Genomic DNA, 15,725 nt, shown 5'->3' with positions numbered 1-15,725 from the left:
ACGGGGGATCATGGGCCGGCAGACAGGACGTGCCGCAAACCAGCGGGCCGCCGGGAAACCGGAGCGGAAGGGGCGCCGCTGCCGCACGAAACGTCGCGAATATCGTTGCGGCGGATCGGCCAAGAACAACAAAGGCGCCCGATGGCGCCTTGTTCTTATGGTCGCAACCTTTCTTCGCTTTCAGTTTGTCGCAAGTCATGCCTGACATGGGCTGTTCGACCTGACCGGCGGATACATTTGTTGATGCCTGAGCGCGGCTGCCTCGAACCCGTTCAGGCTGCGGCGGGCGGAGGAGCCAAAGGCATCCAGGTCGCTGCGCAATCGGGGAAACAGAGAGAAGATCTCTTGCCGCATGCCCTCGGCGAAAACGATCTCGCGGCGATCGAACAATATGTGGAAATACGTGATCTCGCCGCCTTCCATAGGGCGAATCGTGCTGTCGTTGACGAGGTGTTTGACCGCAACGAGGGCGCCCTCCTCGCCGAACAATAGCTGCACCTGCCAGCCCCGCAGCAGCATCCGGTGCTGCGGCGAGACACGCAGCATGCGGCGGTTGCCCAGCGCGCTGGCCTGGATCTCGATCGGGGCCAAGGCGTCGCGCGCCGGCACCGTGGTGGCCCCGATCCAGCGGATCGGCTGCAGTCCGTGATCCATCGTGCGCACCAGATCGTCCTCGGCGAGCTCCTCTACGGCGACCTCGCCGCGATCTGTCGCGATCAGCGTGCCGCCGGCGAAACAGATCACCGAGAAGTTCACCCCCTCGAAGTTCTCGAAGCTGACATCGCCGATCTGGCCTGTCTCGTCGCCGCCGCTGATCTGGAACCACCCCACCGGGGAAATCGCGCCGCTGCCGGGATCGTAGCTGCGGGACAGCAGTTCGCTCAGCGTCGGCTCGCTGGGGCCGCCGAAACTGACCGGATCGCCGCCGCCATGGACGGTATCGTCGCCGTCGCCGTCGCCGGCATTGATCGTGTCGTCGTAGCCACTGCTGGAGCTCAGCTTCGCATCGCCCGGGTGGACGGTGGCCGTGTGCGTCAGCCCGCCCGTGCCGGTATAGGGGAAGGTGTGCGAGCCGTCGCCGTTATCAGTTTGCGACTGGTAACCCGAAATTAAAATGGCGTCGTCAGCATCTTCATCCGCGATCGTAACGGTGAAGTCGTCATCGAACGTGGACAGGTCGATGCGGATGTACCCTAACGAACGGCGGCGCGACCCATGTACCGCCCTCCATCCCGCGCCGGCCCCCCAGTTGGCGGTCCGACTGCGACGGCGGCGACGGCGCCCGACGCCGCTGGAAATTTGCACCGCGCCCGAACTTTTCGCGCGCTCGACTTCACTGGTTGAGCAAACTGCCCATGCCGTTTCTGGTCGTTATGCACGAGCAAACAGCCAAAGAGGCAGCCAAGAAGGCCGACCAGGACTTCCGAGCAGCGTACATGGCGGACGAGTTCGAAAGGGCCACGCATGGTCCGGGCGCACATACCACATTTCCCATCGGCTCGGCGATCGCTTCCGCATCACGATCATCGTTCTTGTGGACCTTAACGTAGGGACGGACATAAAGCGGCGACATCAGCCGAGGTTCGTGCCCGTGTTGAAGGCAAAAGCGACCGATGTGATGCGCCCCACCACAGGCCTCCATCGTCCCAACGCACGGTGGCAAGCCTTCCAAGTGGTTCAGCAACCGATGCCGCTGGGCGGGTTGCGAAATACGACCGCTCCGGCTGCGTCGAATCCCGCAAGACTGCAAACGGTCTTGCCCGGATCAACTCCCAAAATCTTGATGTCCATCAGATGCTCCTCTCTCCACCTACCCCCGCAACAATAGCCGCGGTTTGGTGGGAGGGCAGTTCATCCCATTGGCTCACACAGCCTGCGTTTGGCGCCGCCATGCTTGGCTTTGATGATGTGACCGCCCCCGGGGATGCAATAAAAGTACGCAGGGAGTGATCCTCGTACAACCTGACCAATCTTGAAGAGTCTGCAGCCTTGACACATTCGCTGGCAATGAGTGATATACACTACATCATATATCATGGAGGGGCGCATGGTTACCATCAACTGCGACATGGGTGAGGCTTTCGGGATTTATCGTTTTGGGGACGATGCGGCCTGTATGCCATTTGTGACGCATGCGAATATCGCCTGCGGATTCCATGCCTCCGATCCCGTCACGATGCGCAGAACTGTCAGGGACGCAGTTCAGGCGGGGATCAGGATCGGATCCCATCCGGGCCTGCCCGATCGCGAAGGCTTCGGGCGCCGGCCGATGCAGATGACTCGGGAAGAGGTCTATTCTCTCGTCCTGTATCAAACCGGAGCGCTTCAGGCCTTTGTCCGTGCGCAGGGAGGAGAGCTTTCTCATATCAAGCCACATGGCTCGCTTTTCGGGATGGCACAGAATGAATTGCATGTTGCCGAAGGAATCGCGGATGCGGCCGAGGCCCTCGAGCTGCCGATGATTGCCTATTCGGATTGCTGCATGTCCGAGGTGTTCACCCGCCGTGGCATTCCGTTTTCCTGCGAATTCTATGCCGATCTCGACTATGGGGACGACGGTCGCCAGATCATTTCGAGAGAACATGCCGCCGTGCCGAGCGCCGTCGTCTGTGACAAAGTTCTCCGTGCGGTGAAGGAGGGTGTGACACGCTCGGTGAACGGAAAGGATGTTGCCGTCGTCGCCGAAAGCATTTGCGTCCATTCCGATACGCCGGATGCATTGGAGGTGGCGAAGGCTGTTTATGAGACCTTGAAACGCGAAGGCGTTCTGGAGGCTGTATGAGCGCCACCCGCGTCCTGTTCGGCGATCAGCTCCGCCTTGGAATGACCGACAGGCTTGCCCCCGCCATTCGCGCGGCGGCGGCCTCGCTGGGGCCACAGGGCGTTGGCGCGCTCTATACGCTTGGCGGTGCTGTCCGGCGGGCTGAGACCGGGGTGGAAATTATTCGCCATTTCACCGGGCAAAGCGCCGAGGAAAAGCTCGTGCGGGAAGCTTTCGTGGCGGCGGATCAGGGCCTCCACGACGGAACGGCGCGGCTCGCCGCGATGCTTGATGCAGCCCTTTCCGCCAGCGGCGAGGCCATCGCAGCGGGCATCCATCCGACCCTGCTGTCGCGCGCCGTCTCAGCGCTGTTTCCCGAAGTGAACGCACAGTTCGCCGCCTGCACCGCGCCCTTCGGCGATCCGGCGGCGGTGTTGCGCGCCTTTGATCTTCCGGAGGAGGCCGTCACAGCTTTGCGCGCGGCGCTGGATCAGGCCGGACAGGAGGGGCATGTCGAGGTTTCGGAGCATCCCGAACCGGGGATCGAATGCAACGCAAGCCAGGGCTTCATTGTCGATATGAAGCCGCTGATCGGCGGCACACACTATCACATGGAGCGGGTCTCCGTCCTCGTGGTCAATGACGTTATTCGGGATCTGAAGCCGCTCTTGCCGGTGATCGAAGGGTTCGCCAAGAGCGACAAGAGCCTTTTCATTGCGGCGCGGGGGCTTGAGGGCGACGCAAAACAGCTTCTGGAGCGGAACCGCGTCGCCGGGATCTTGCGCGTCTCGGCGTTCGAACCCGTCGACAAGGGTCCCCGTGCGGCCGAAATGCTGACCGATCTTGCGGTCGCGAGCGGCGCCGAGATGATTTCCGAGGAAACCGGGCGGAGCCTTGCACATCTTACCCCCGATATGCTGGGGGCGGCGAGCGCGCTGCAGCGTCAGGGCGATCGCATCACATTTCTTGAGCCCAAGGGAAACGGGGATGAGATCGCATTGCGTCTGCGTGGGATCGCGGCGGAGGTTGTCCGCAATCGCTATCTCGCGCTGGATCGCGAACATGCGCAACGCCGCCATTCCCGGCTTGCCGGGCGCTGGGTTGAATTGTCGGTCGGCGAGGATCCGGCGCAGCCCGGGTTGCTCGCGCGCGTCGAGCGGGCCATGAAATCGGCCCGATCCGCGCAGGCCCATGGCACGATCGCGGGGGCGGGCAAGGGGCTGTCCGCTGTCGCGGCCCGCATCGAGATCGAGAAACCCGAAACGCAGGAAGAACGCGCCGCGCGGCGGATCCTGGAACGCGCCCTGCGAGCGCCCGAGCGGGTGCTGCGCCGCAATGCCGGGCTTGATGACGGGTACGGAAACTGGGGGGCGGATCTGCCCGAACTTTCCGACCCCGCGGATTTGTCGCGCAGTCTTCTGGAAATCGCCGTTTCACTCGCGTTGCAGATGATGACGCTCGAAGCGGCGGTTGTGAGGACCTGAAAAGCACATGATCGAGGAATGAAGATGGAAGAAATGAACGCGGAACCCATGCTTGAGGTCCACGATGTCGTGCACAAATACGGCCCTGTGACGGCGCTCTCGCATGTCTCGCTTTCGGCGGGAAAAGGCGAGTTTCTGACCATCCTCGGCTCCAGCGGCTCCGGCAAGACGACGATGCTGCGCGTGATTTCCGGGCTGGAAATCCCCACCTCCGTTTCACGGCTCCGCATCGACGGGGTAAACGTTGCGGGGATGCCGGCGGCAAAGCGGCGCTGCACCACGGTTTTTCAGAACTATGCGCTGTTTCCGCATATGTCCGTCGTCGAAAACGTCGCTTATGGGCTGAAAATCCGCAAGGTTCCGACCGCTGATGCCCTGAAGGAGGCCCGTCGTGCCCTGGCGATGGTTCAGCTCGAGGCAAAGGCCGACAGAAACATTCGTCAGCTTTCGGGCGGCGAGCGGCAGCGCGTGGCGCTTGCCCGCGCCGTCGTCACCAAACCGGCGGTTCTGCTGCTGGATGAGCCGCTCGGCGCGCTGGACGAGCGGCTGCGCGAGGACATGCAGCTCGAACTGATGGAGCTTCAGCGCAAGCTCGACATGACCTTCGTCTATATTACCCATTCGCAGGAAGAGGCGCTGACGATGAGCGATCGCGTCGTCCTCATGCGCGACGGGCGCATCGAACAGAGTGGCGAGCCGCTTGATCTGTTCGACCGCCCTGCGACGCGGTTCGCCGCGGATTTCATGGGCTACGAGAACATCCTCGACGGCCGGCTGGTTCGGTGCGAGGGCGGAGTGGGCGAGATCGAGCTGGCTGGCGGCGCGGTGGTCCGCGGGACCCTGGTCACACCCGACGCCCTGCCGGGGAGTGCTGCCAGCATTGCCTTGCGGGCAGAGAGGATCAGCGCGGTCGCCAGCGAAGAATGCGGCATCGACGGAACGCTGAAAAGCAAAGTCTACCGTGGGAAATACACCGATATGGTTATCGAGACGGCGGCCGGCCCCGTGCGCATGCGGAGTTGGCACGGCGCCCCGACGGAGAACGAATCCGTCAATCGGATCGGCTGGAAAGTTACTGATGCCGTGATCTTCGCGGATGGCGGTGTCTGAATATCCACTGCCAAAGGCGGTGGCCAACAAGGAGAGAGAAGACATGAAAGACAAGTTATCAACCTATTCCCAAGAGGAACTGACGCGGCGCTCGATGTTGCAGGGGCTGGCCGCAGTTGCCGGGACCATGGCCGTAAGCGGCGTGGCCGGGATGCCCTCCGCGGCGCAAGCACAGGATCTGCCGGTGGTGCGGGCCTATGGCGTGCCGACCGCCGCTCTCAAGGACTGGGCACCGATGGAGGCAAGCATCGGCGTGCGCTGCGAACTGAGCGGCACGAGCAATGATGTCGGCGTCTTCATGCGTGACATCATGGCGTCGAACCTCGGCGAGACCACCGATATCTTCATCTTTGAAAGCGGCACCGAAGACATCCTCGGCCCGCGTGGTCTCTACGCCGAGATCGACACGCAAAACCCGGAACTGACACTGTGGGAGCGGACCTCCGACGACTGGAAGCGTTCGGATGTCGTGACCGATCCGGCCGGCACTCAATGGGGTGTGCCGGTCATCGGCAACGCCGACAGCTTCGGCTATTTTCCCGCGAAACTCGGCTTGGAGCCTGACAGCGAAGAAGAGCTGTCGTGGTCGCTGATGTTCGACGACGAAGGCACGCGCGGCCGCGTTGCGTTCGGCAAGGGCTGGGCCTATTCCTTCCCCAGTGCCGCGCTCTACCTGAAGTCCACCGGCGCCGCCGAAATCGGCAATGTCGCGGACATGACCGGCGACGAGGCGAAGGTGGTCGCCGATTTCCTTATCGAGCGTAAGAAAGCCGGCCAATTCCGTACACTTTACGGCGCCTTTGAAGAGCAGATCCAACTTCTGACCAACAAAGAAGTCGATGTGATCAACTGCTGGGAGCCCGCCGTGCGCGAGGCGAACGCGGTGCTCGGGGCGGATGCGACGCGCTATGCCTACACCAAGGAGGGTTACTTCAAGTGGGGCCATGGCGCCTATGTCGCAAAGCAGGCGATGGACCGCGACAATGTCGACAATATCTACAAGGTGCTGAACTACTTCCTTAGCGGTGAGTACCGCGCGCTTCAGGCCCGGGATCGCGGCTATGCCGGTCCGAACATGGATCTGGGCGTCGCATACGCCGAGGAAAACGGCTGGTCCGAGGAAGAGGTTGCCGCGCTGAAGGCGACCGAGGCCAAGGTGGCGAAGAAATTCGCCAAGCCTTTCGTCTCGACCACCACGCCGCAGCACTCGGCGGATATCGAAGACCAGTGGCAGCGTTTCCTCAACGCGTGATCGCGACATAGAACAGGCGGGCCCCCCGGAACGGGGGGCTCGCGAATATGTCGGCACGGGGGCCTGCTTGTTTACCATGGAAAAGTCCGAACGATGACGATGAACATTGAGATGGAAAACGAGGCCGGTGCGCCCGAAGGAAAGACCATCATGAAACGATCGAAGATCAATCTGTCGTTTTCTCAGGTGGCGCTGGGTGCGATCGCGCTTGCATGGTTCGTCGCCGTGATCGTTCCTCTGATCATTCTGTTCGTTTTCAGTTTCTTCACCACCGAATACTTTCAGACGGTCTACACGCCGAGCCTCGACACCTGGACGGGATTGTTCGCCTCGGGGCGCTTCGAAGTCACATTGCGGACCCTGCGGGTGGCCCTGACCGTCACGATGATCGAGCTTGTCGTCGGCTTTCCCTTCGCGCTGTGGCTGGCCAAGTCGGATATCGGCAAGACGACGCGAGCGATCTTTCTGGCGCTGCTGACGATCCCGTTCTTTCTGGATCTGTCGTCACGGACGATCGTCTGGCGCGCCATCCTCGGCCAGAACGGCCTGATCAACACCATCCTGCTGTCCACCGGTATCACCGATGCGCCCGTCGAATGGATGCTGTATTCGGAATTCGCCGTACATTTCGGGATGATCCCGGCGCTGTTTCCGCCGATGGTCTTGCCGATCTACATGGCGATCAGCCTGATCGATGACAGTCTGATCGAGGCTTCGAACGACCTCGGCGCGACGCCGGCTCAGACGTTCTGGCGGGTGATTTTCCCGCTGGCGCTGCCGGGCGTGGTCGCGGGGTTCGTTTTCACCCTCGGTCCGGCACTGGCGGCCTGGGTTGAGCCGGGAATGCTGGGCGGCGGTTTCGTCAACCTTCTCTCCAGTTCGATCGAGAGCGCTTATACCGCCCTGCGCTATCCGGTCGTGGCAGCGCTTTCGACTTTTGTCATCGCGCTGCTGCTACTCTTGCTTGGCGCCCTTCTTCTGGTCCTGCGCCGTTTCGGCGCCTCGGGTCTGACGCTACGCTGATTTCAGGGAACAAAAATGTCTGACCTTTCCGTTCTGTCGTCCCCGACGCCCGACACCAAGCTGGAGATCAGCTTTCGCCCGATCTGGAAATCCGTCGGGAAGTGGCTGGGGCTGGCGATGCTTGGCCTGATCTATTTTCCGCTGCTCTGGCTGGTGCTGCTGTCGATCTCGCGCGATCCGCTTTCGGGTATTCCGGGGGCCTTCTCGCTCGAGCACTATCGCGCGCTGTTCGCCAGCGATGCGTGGCACATGCCGATGGTTGCAAGTGTGGTGATCGGGCTGATCATCGGTCTTGTCAGCGCCGTGACCGCAACGATTATCGGTCGCGCGGTGCCTAAAATGCGCCGGCCCGGCAGATTGCTGGCAATGTTCGTGCTTCCGCTCTTCGTGCCGGGCATGTCGATGGGGGCGGCGCTTTTCATCTTCGCGCGCTCGGTGCTCGGGCTTGATCTGGGCTTCTGGTCGATCGCCGTGGGCCATTACGTCTGGGCGCTGCCCTATGCGTTGCTGATCGTGCTGGTTGTTACGCTGCGCTTCGATCAGAGCCTGATCGAGGCCGGACGCGATCTTGGCGCATCGGACTGGCAGGTCTTCCGGGACATCGAATTCCCGATCCTTATGCCGGGAATTGTGAGCGCCGGCCTCTTTGGCTTCCTGATGTCCTTCAACGAGGTCATGCGGACCATTTTCCTGCGCGGGACGACCGAGACGATGCCGGTCTGGAACTGGGTTCAGGCAGCTGCCCAGCAAAGCCAGGTGCCGATAATATTCTCGCTGTCGTCGATCATTCTGGTTCTGACGCTGCCGCTGCTGGGCGGGGCGTTCTGGCTGCTCTTTGCGCGGCTCAACAAGACCTGAGGGCAGGGGCGGAAACCGGCGTCCCGGACTACGTTACGTCGTCTTCTGGCATGAGCGGGAGAAGCGCCTTGGCCGCGATGTCGATGTCCTGCTGCATGTAATGCTGGGCGGCTTCGGCATCTCCGGCCTTGATCGCCCGGAGGATGTTCTGGTGTTCGTCGTTGGCGTGTTCGCGGAAATAGGCATCGTCGAACAGGCCGGTGAACACCGGTCCCACCTTGAGCCAGAGGTCGTTGATCAATTGCAGAAGTTCGGGATTTCCGGCCTTTTCGTAAATAGCGAAGTGGAACTCCCGATTAAGCAGCAGATAGGTCTTCGCATCGTAGTGCGTCATCGCATTCGCGACGCGCTGAACGAGCTTTTCGAGTTTCTCCAGATCCTTCGGAGAGAAATTCGACGTGGCCAGACGGGCGGCCAGCCCCTCCAGCGAGACACGGATCGGCATCAGGTCGAGGAACAGCTCGCGGGTCATCCGCGGCACGACGATGGAACGGTTCGGCAGGACGATGAGCAAACGTTCGGCGACCAGCCGTTGCAGCGCCTCGCGGATCGGTGTCGCCGAGATGCCGTATTCCGCCGCCAGGTTGCGAATGACCATGGGCTGCATAGGAAGAAAGACGCCTTCCTGGAGACCGTCCTTCAGCGCTTGGTAGGCACGATCGCTCAACGACTGATGTTCGATTTTCTTCATTCTCGATCTTCCTCTTACATCCATGGGCATACCGCATTGCAGCGCAGGATACACAGAAATTTCATTGACGCTATTTGATATATGATATACCGCATATTGCAACGGATCAGTTGAGCCACCTCTGACCATGCCGGCCCGGGCGGGCCAGAATACGGAGAAATCAGCCGGATGCTTTACGATGCACTACGCTTCTTTCCGGGCGGCGATCGCGCGATAGAAGTCGAACTGGGCGACGAAATGGATTTCACGATCAATTTCATCGTTCACAAGCTGGTCGCCGCGGTGCGCGACGCGAAATTCGAGGCGGTTGTGGACCTTATCCCCGAACTGGCCTCTTTTCAGATCACCTACGATCCCGACATCATGAGCTACGAAGATCTCTGCCGGGAGGTCGAGGGTATCTATGCCGGGCTCGGGCGCGGGGCGACAGGGTCGCTTCCGAGCCGCCTGATCACGATCCCGGTGCTCTATTTCGACGATGAGACGGCGGCCTGTATTGCCGACTACCGCAAGACCTATCCCGAGAAGACACCGGATCCGGAGCTCGTCTGCGAGCTCAACCATCTGCCCGATCGTGCTGCGCTGCAGCGCGCCCATGCCGGGACGGAATACTGGGTTGCTGCGCTCGGGTTCTGGCCGGGGCTGTGCTCGCTCCTGGCTCTGCACCCGGGCGCCAGGATCATCGCGCCGAAATACAACCCGCCGCGGACGCATACCCCGAAAGGAGCCGTCGGGATCGGCGGCGCCCTGACCTGCATCTATCCCGATGCAACGCCGGGCGGCTACCAGTTGATCGGCCATACCCCGGCCCCGACCTATGACGGCGCGCAGCGTCTGCCGGATTTCAAGGACAGCCTCGCCCTGTTCCGGGCGGGCGATCGTGTCCGTTTCGCGCCTGTCGGGCTCGAAGAATACGAAGATATCAAGGCCCGCGTGGCCGAAGGGTCCTATCGCCACGACATCATCGATTATCAGGTCTTTTCGGTCGACCGCTACCTCGACTGGGCCAAAGCGCAGGGGGCAGAGGGATGAGCCGCAGCTTTACGACAGTGAAACCCGGCCTGCAGACCTGCGTGCAGGAGCTTCCGGGCCGGATTGGCTTTCTCGAACAGGGGTTTCCGTTTTCCGGTCCGTTCGATGCCTGGTCTTTTCGGCAGGCCAACCTTCTGGTCGGCAACGACCGCGATGCCGCCGCGCTCGAATGTCAATTTGTGGGACCGAGCCTGAAGTTGGATACGGATTGCCTGATTGCGATTTCCGGCGCCGACATGCGGCCGAAGCTGGATGGCGAGGCCGTGCCGATGTGGACGACGGTCGCCGTCCGGGCGGGGCAGGAGCTGGTCCTCGGGGCCGCGATGACCGGAGCGCGAGCCTATATCGCCATCTCCGGGGGGGTCGCCACGGAGCCGGTGCTTGGCTCGCGGGCGGTGTTCCATCAGGCTGGTGTCGGCGGCCATGCGCTTGTCGCGGGCCAGGTTGTGCCGCTCGGAGATAACGGCAACGCCGGCGGGGTTTTCACAATTCCCGAAGACAAACGGCCGGTCTTCTCCAAAGACAAGTGCTGGACGATCGAGGCGCTGAAAGGCCCCAATGACGACTGGTTGAGCGAGGAAACGGTCAAAACCTTCTTTTCCGCCGAGTGGAAAGTGCAGGCAAAGAGCAGCCGGACCGGCATCCGTCTCACCGGGCCGGAGTTCGGCTTTTCCAAACGGGCGCTGAACAAAAATGCCGATCATGGCCACGACCCTTCGAACATCATCGACCACGGGTACCCACTGGGGGCGGTGAACCTGGCTGGCCAGACGCCGATCATTCTTGTGCACGATTCCCCAAGCACCGGCGGGTTCATCAACCCGTTCACCGTGGCCAGCGCCGCGCTGTGGAAGCTCGGACAGGTCAAGCCGAACGAGGTTCTGAAGTTCCGCAGCATCGACCGCGCCGAAGCCGGCGCGTTGCGCGCGGAGATCGACCGTTCAACACAGGTCGGGGTGCTGGATCGTGTCTGATGCGGAAAGTCCGAGCCTGTCTGTCCTGGAACGGGATCCCATTCTTGCGGGTCTGCTGGCGAGCAAGCCGCCGCGTATGACGCCGTCCGAGGCGGTGGGCGTACTGGCCGGCCGCTACGGTATCGATGCGACGGTCTGCGAAGTGGCCTGTGAACGCGACCAGAATTTTCATGTGGTTGCCTCGGACCGGCGTGAATATGTGCTCAAGATTTCCAACCCCGAAGAGCCGCGGATAACCACGGATTTCCAGACGCAGGGTATCCTCTGGATCGAGCGGGCGGATCCGGGAATTCCGGTGCCGAAACTCGTGCCGACCCGGGAGGGGCATTACCAGACCGTGGTGACGCTTGCCGACGGGCGGCAGAGCATGGTTCGCGTACTGACCTGGCTTCAGGGCACGCCGCTCTACAAGGTCGCGATAAATCCGGCGATCGAGGAAGCCATCGGAACCGTACTTGCGCGGATCGGTCGGGCCCTGCGCGATTTCACCCATGAAGGCGCCAGGCAGGACCTTCTGTGGGATATCCGCCATGCGTCGCGTCTGAAGCCGCTTTTGTACGCCTTGCCGACAGATGCCCTCGGGATCGCGGTACGGGATGAGCTGGAACGCTTCGAGGTCAAGACACGGCCCAAGCTTGAGGCGCTGCGTCATCAGGTGGTCCATAACGATCTCAATCATCACAACCTGATGGTCGATCCCGGGGAAACCGCCAGGATCACCGGCGTGATCGATTTCGGAGATATGGTCGAGACCTGCCTGGCCGTCGATGTCGCGGTCGCGGCCTCGTATCTTGCGGATCATCCTGAGGACGCTCTGGGAAGCGTCGCGCGGATGATCGCGGCCTATCACCGGGTGACGCCGCTCCAGCGCGCAGAGATCGAAGTCATGCGCGACCTGATCGTGGCGCGTCTCGTCACCTCGATCACCATCACCGAATGGCGCGCCCGGCGCTATCCGGAGAACGCGACCTATATCCTGCGCAACAACGGCCCGGCCAAACTGGCCATGTCCCGTTTCGCAGCACTCGACCGAAATCATGTAACCGGGCGGCTTTTGCGCGCCTGTGAAATGGAGTGAACCATGAAGACCGAAGTGGGCATGGTGAATGCCTTTGTAGAGGGAAAGACCGAACTCGACGCGGCGACCGCGGAGATGATCCGGCGCCGCAGCGCGCTTCTGGGGCCGGCCTACAGGCTGTTCTACGAGCGTCCTCTGCATCTCGTGCGGGGGGAGGGCGTCTGGCTCTACGATCCCGAGGGCGAGGCCTATCTCGACGCCTATAACAACGTGACCTCGATCGGGCATTGCCGTCCCGAAGTCGTCGAGGCCATTGCGGAACAGGCGGCGACCCTGGCGACGAATACGCGCTACATCCACGCCTCCATCCTCGATTACGCCGCGCGTCTGCTGGCCACCATGCCCGACGAGATCGGCCATATGATGTTCACCTGCACCGGCTCGGACGCCAACGATCTCGCGACCCGGATCGCCCAGAGCTATACCGGCGGCACCGGCATTGTTGTGACCGAAACCGCCTATCACGGTATCACCCAGTCCGTTTCGGAGTTTTCGCCATCGCTTGGCGAAAATGTCGATATGGGCCCGCATGTCCGCACGGTTCCCGCGCCGGATGCCTACCGCATGGGCGAGGGCATGGCAGATGCGTTCGGCGATGCCGTCGCCGCAGCCTTCGCCGATCTCAGGCGCCACGGGATCAAGCCGGCGCTGTTTATCTGCGACGGCATCTTCGCCAGCGATGGCGTGTTCGACGGCCCGGCCGGCTTCCTGCAAAAGGCCGTGGCGGCGACACGTGCCGCGGGCGCGCTTTATGTCGCTGACGAAGTGCAGTCCGGGTTCGGCCGGACCGGGGATGCGATGTGGGGCTTCCAGCGTCATGGCGTGATTCCCGATCTGGTGACCATGGGCAAGCCGATGGGCAATGGCTATCCGGTCGCCGGTGTCGCGGTGCGTCCCGAGGTGATCGACGAGTTCGGGCGCAAGGCGCGCTATTTCAACACCTTCGGCGGCAATGCCGTCGCCGTGCGGGCCGCGGGCGCGGTGCTGGATGTGATCGAGAAGGAAAACCTTGTCGAGAACGCGCGCGAGATCGGCGCCTATATGCGTGACCGGATGCGGGCCTTGCAGACAGAGTATCCCCAAATCGGCGACGTGCGCGGGGCCGGCCTTTTTATCGGTGTCGAAATGGTCTCCGATCCCGAAATCAAGACGCCGGATGCCGGGCTCGCCACCGCCATTGTCAACGGGCTGCGCGATGAAAACGTTCTCATTTCCGGCTGCGCCAAGGCGGCAAACGTCCTCAAGATCCGTCCGCCCTTGGTCTTTACCAGGGACAATGCGGACTATTTCCTTGCGGCCCTCGAACGCGTGCTTGAGCGGACTCTGAAATAACGAAAGGAATTCTCACATGTCCATCATCAAGATCGAAGCAGCGATGCCGGGGCTTCTCTATCACAAGCCCGAACCAGATGCCGAACCGTTCAAGAAGCCGGGCGACCCGGTCGCCGTCGGCGACACGCTGGCGCTTGTCGAACTGATGAAGTCTTTCGTGCCGATCGAAGCGGAGATCGCCGGAACCTTTCGCGGATTCCTGATCGGAGACGGGGAGAGCCTGGATCCAGGCGTTCCGTTTTGCGAGATCGAGGCGTGACCATGGCGGGCAAAATCACCAAGCTCCTGATCGCGAACAGGGGCGAGATCGCGGTGCGGATCATCCGCGCGGCGCGTGATCTCGGCATTCGCACCGTCCAGGTCGTCAGTACCGTGGACCACGACATGCTTGCCGCCCGCCTTGCCGACGAGGTGATCGAGATCGGCCCTGCGCCCGCGCCGCAATCCTATCTGAATATGGACCGGATCCTTGCGGCCGCAGTGGAAAGCGGGGCGGATGCGATCCATCCCGGTTATGGTTTCCTTTCGGAAAGCGGTGAGTTTGCCCGTCGTGTCGAGGATATGGGGCTGATTTTCTGCGGGCCCGACGGCGATACGATCGAACGTATGGGCGACAAGGTGAACGCCCGCAGGGCCGCCATGGCGGCGAATGTTCCGGTCGTGCCCGGAAGCGAGGGGCGTGTTGCCGGCCTTGAGGCTGCCATCGCCGTTGCCGAAGAGATCGGCTATCCGGTGATGGTCAAGGCGGCCGCCGGCGGCGGCGGGCGCGGCATCCGGGTGGCGCAGAACCGTGAGGAGCTTGAAAAGACCATTCCGGCTGCGATGACCGAGGCGCGGGCCGGGTTCGGCGACGACGGTCTCTATATCGAAGCCTTCATCCCCCGTGCGCGTCATATCGAAGTGCAGATTCTGGCCGACGGCAATTCTGCCGTCCATCTGTTCGAGCGGGAATGCTCGCTGCAACGCCGCCGGCAGAAGGTCTGGGAGGAAGCCCCGGCCGCAATGCTGCCCGCAGATATCCGGGAGGAGCTTTGCGCCTCTGCCGTGCGTCTGGCCGAACAGGTCGGCTATCGCGGCGCGGGAACTCTTGAATATCTATACGATATTGATCGCAAGGCATTCTATTTCATCGAGATGAACACGCGTATTCAGGTCGAGCATCCGGTGACCGAGATGATCACCGGCGTTGATCTGCTGCGGGAAATGATCCTGATTGCCGGCGGAAGCCCGCTGTCGTTCACGCAGGAACAGATCCAGTGTCGCGGGCACGCGATCGAAGTGCGGCTCAACGCCGAGGATCCGGCAAGGAATTTTTTCCCGGCGCCGGGCGTTGTCGAGACCCTCAAGGTTCCCGGCGGGCCGGGGGTGCGGTTCGATACAGGCATCTATGAGGGTTATGGGATTCCCCCCTACTACGATTCATTGCTTGGAAAGCTGATTGTCTGGGATATGACCCGGGAAAGGGCTCTGGACCGTTTGGCTGGAGCGCTGAGTGAACTCGCGATTGACCCCGGTCCGACCACGGTTTCACTGCATAGCGCCTTGGTTCGAAACCCGGATGTTCGGGCAGGAGATGTGTCGACCAATTGGCTTGAGGATTGGCTGGAAGACGGCAGCAAGATCGAGCTGGTGCCGAAATCCGCATAAGACATCACGTGGCCTGAGTTGGATCGGCAACCAACGCGGCTTGCCGCGGCCAGCTTAGGCTGACAACAGGGACGCCAGTCGTATCTTGATGCGATTGGCTAACCTGCAAATTGCCCCGCGCCTTATTGACGCCTTCGTGTCTCATTTTCTGCTGCCGTTCGAACTCGACGGGCGACAGCATCCCGTTTCTCGCGTGTTTGCGCTTCGGATTGTAGAACATCTCGATGTAGTCGAACACGTCCTGCCCGGCCTCCTCGCGCGTTCGGTAGGTACGCCGTCTGATCCGCTCGCACTTGAGCAGGTTGAAGAGGCTCTCGGCAACGGCGTTGTGATGGCAGTTCCCGCGGCGGCTCATGGAGGCGCGGAGGGCGGCGTTGTCCGACTACGTTGTGGAGTGGGCGGGCGGCCCCGTGAAGTCCATCAAGAATGGCTTCAAGGCGGCCGCAGTTGATGCCGGGCTGTCCAACGTATCGCCCCACGTGC

14 protein-coding genes and 1 pseudogene are annotated in these 15,725 nt (G+C 62.0%); 12 read left to right on the top strand and 3 right to left on the bottom strand.

Annotated features, from left to right (window positions below; genetic code table 11):
• Window positions 1–195: 195 nt before the first annotated feature.
• Complete coding sequence (locus E1832_RS07030) at window positions 196–1,305, bottom strand: Hint domain-containing protein (protein WP_133359027.1); 1,110 nt, start codon at window positions 1,303–1,305, stop codon at window positions 196–198.
• Window positions 1,306–2,047: 742 nt separating this feature from the next.
• Between E1832_RS07030 and E1832_RS07025 the strand changes: the two genes are divergently transcribed.
• The 6 genes from E1832_RS07025 to E1832_RS07000 all read left to right on the top strand — a co-directional run bounded on the left by E1832_RS07025 (window position 2,048) and on the right by E1832_RS07000 (window position 8,488).
• Window positions 2,048–2,782, top strand: coding sequence for a 5-oxoprolinase subunit PxpA (locus tag E1832_RS07025; protein ID WP_133359026.1), 735 nt, complete (start codon window positions 2,048–2,050; stop codon window positions 2,780–2,782).
• The gene (locus E1832_RS07020) at window positions 2,779–4,245 is read left to right on the top strand and encodes a hypothetical protein (RefSeq protein WP_133359025.1); all 1,467 of its coding nucleotides are present in this window, start codon (window positions 2,779–2,781) and stop codon (window positions 4,243–4,245) included. The genes E1832_RS07025 and E1832_RS07020 overlap by 4 nt, the downstream gene beginning before the upstream one ends.
• Window positions 4,246–4,263: 18 nt before the next feature.
• Entirely contained in the window at window positions 4,264–5,355 is a 1,092-nt protein-coding gene (locus tag E1832_RS07015; RefSeq protein ID WP_133359024.1) for an ABC transporter ATP-binding protein, read from the top strand.
• On the top strand, window positions 5,342–6,607 hold the full coding sequence (locus E1832_RS07010) for an ABC transporter substrate-binding protein (RefSeq protein ID WP_133359023.1): 1,266 nt from the start codon (window positions 5,342–5,344) through the stop codon (window positions 6,605–6,607). Before E1832_RS07015 ends, E1832_RS07010 begins: the two co-directional genes overlap by 14 nt.
• Window positions 6,608–6,718: 111 nt before the next feature.
• Window positions 6,719–7,630, top strand: a complete 912-nt coding sequence (locus E1832_RS07005; protein WP_165978823.1) for an ABC transporter permease — start codon at window positions 6,719–6,721, stop codon at window positions 7,628–7,630.
• 15 nt (window positions 7,631–7,645) lie between these two features.
• Complete coding sequence (locus tag E1832_RS07000; RefSeq protein WP_133359021.1) at window positions 7,646–8,488, top strand: ABC transporter permease; 843 nt, start codon at window positions 7,646–7,648, stop codon at window positions 8,486–8,488.
• A gap of 28 nt (window positions 8,489–8,516) precedes the next feature.
• Here E1832_RS07000 and E1832_RS06995 read toward each other — a convergent pair whose 3' ends face one another.
• Window positions 8,517–9,179, bottom strand: a complete 663-nt coding sequence (locus tag E1832_RS06995) for a GntR family transcriptional regulator (protein WP_165978822.1) — start codon at window positions 9,177–9,179, stop codon at window positions 8,517–8,519.
• A 168-nt stretch (window positions 9,180–9,347) separates the two neighbouring features.
• On the opposite strand from E1832_RS06995, the gene E1832_RS06990 reads away from it, so the two are divergent.
• The 6 genes from E1832_RS06990 to E1832_RS06965 all read left to right on the top strand — a co-directional run bounded on the left by E1832_RS06990 (window position 9,348) and on the right by E1832_RS06965 (window position 15,242).
• Window positions 9,348–10,211 carry a 5-oxoprolinase subunit B family protein gene (locus tag E1832_RS06990; protein WP_133359019.1) on the top strand — a complete coding sequence of 288 codons (864 nt, stop codon included), beginning with the start codon at window positions 9,348–9,350 and terminating at the stop codon, window positions 10,209–10,211.
• Complete coding sequence (locus E1832_RS06985) at window positions 10,208–11,185, top strand: 5-oxoprolinase subunit C family protein (RefSeq protein ID WP_133359018.1); 978 nt, start codon at window positions 10,208–10,210, stop codon at window positions 11,183–11,185. The genes E1832_RS06990 and E1832_RS06985 overlap by 4 nt, the downstream gene beginning before the upstream one ends.
• A 76-nt stretch (window positions 11,186–11,261) precedes the next feature.
• Window positions 11,262–12,263 carry a phosphotransferase gene (locus tag E1832_RS06980; protein ID WP_165978821.1) on the top strand — a complete coding sequence of 334 codons (1,002 nt, stop codon included), beginning with the start codon at window positions 11,262–11,264 and terminating at the stop codon, window positions 12,261–12,263.
• A 3-nt stretch (window positions 12,264–12,266) separates the two neighbouring features.
• Window positions 12,267–13,595: an aspartate aminotransferase family protein gene (locus E1832_RS06975; RefSeq protein ID WP_133359016.1), complete on the top strand. Its 1,329-nt coding sequence runs from the start codon at window positions 12,267–12,269 to the stop codon at window positions 13,593–13,595.
• Window positions 13,596–13,611: 16 nt separating this feature from the next.
• Entirely contained in the window at window positions 13,612–13,854 is a 243-nt protein-coding gene (locus E1832_RS06970; RefSeq protein ID WP_245513877.1) for a biotin/lipoyl-containing protein, read from the top strand.
• 2 nt (window positions 13,855–13,856) lie between these two features.
• On the top strand, window positions 13,857–15,242 hold the full coding sequence (locus tag E1832_RS06965) for an acetyl-CoA carboxylase biotin carboxylase subunit (RefSeq protein WP_133359015.1): 1,386 nt from the start codon (window positions 13,857–13,859) through the stop codon (window positions 15,240–15,242).
• 127 nt (window positions 15,243–15,369) lie between these two features.
• Here the strand turns inward: E1832_RS06965 and E1832_RS06960 are convergent.
• Window positions 15,370–15,609: pseudogene (locus E1832_RS06960) on the bottom strand (IS3 family transposase); the annotation flags it as partial.
• Window positions 15,610–15,725 lie beyond the last annotated feature (116 nt).

This window comes from Antarcticimicrobium luteum, from assembly GCF_004358185.1.
GTDB classification, from domain to species: Bacteria; Pseudomonadota; Alphaproteobacteria; order Rhodobacterales; family Rhodobacteraceae; genus Antarcticimicrobium; species Antarcticimicrobium luteum.
Note: the sequence above shows the minus strand (reverse complement) of the source record. Positions and strands in the feature narration are given on the sequence as shown.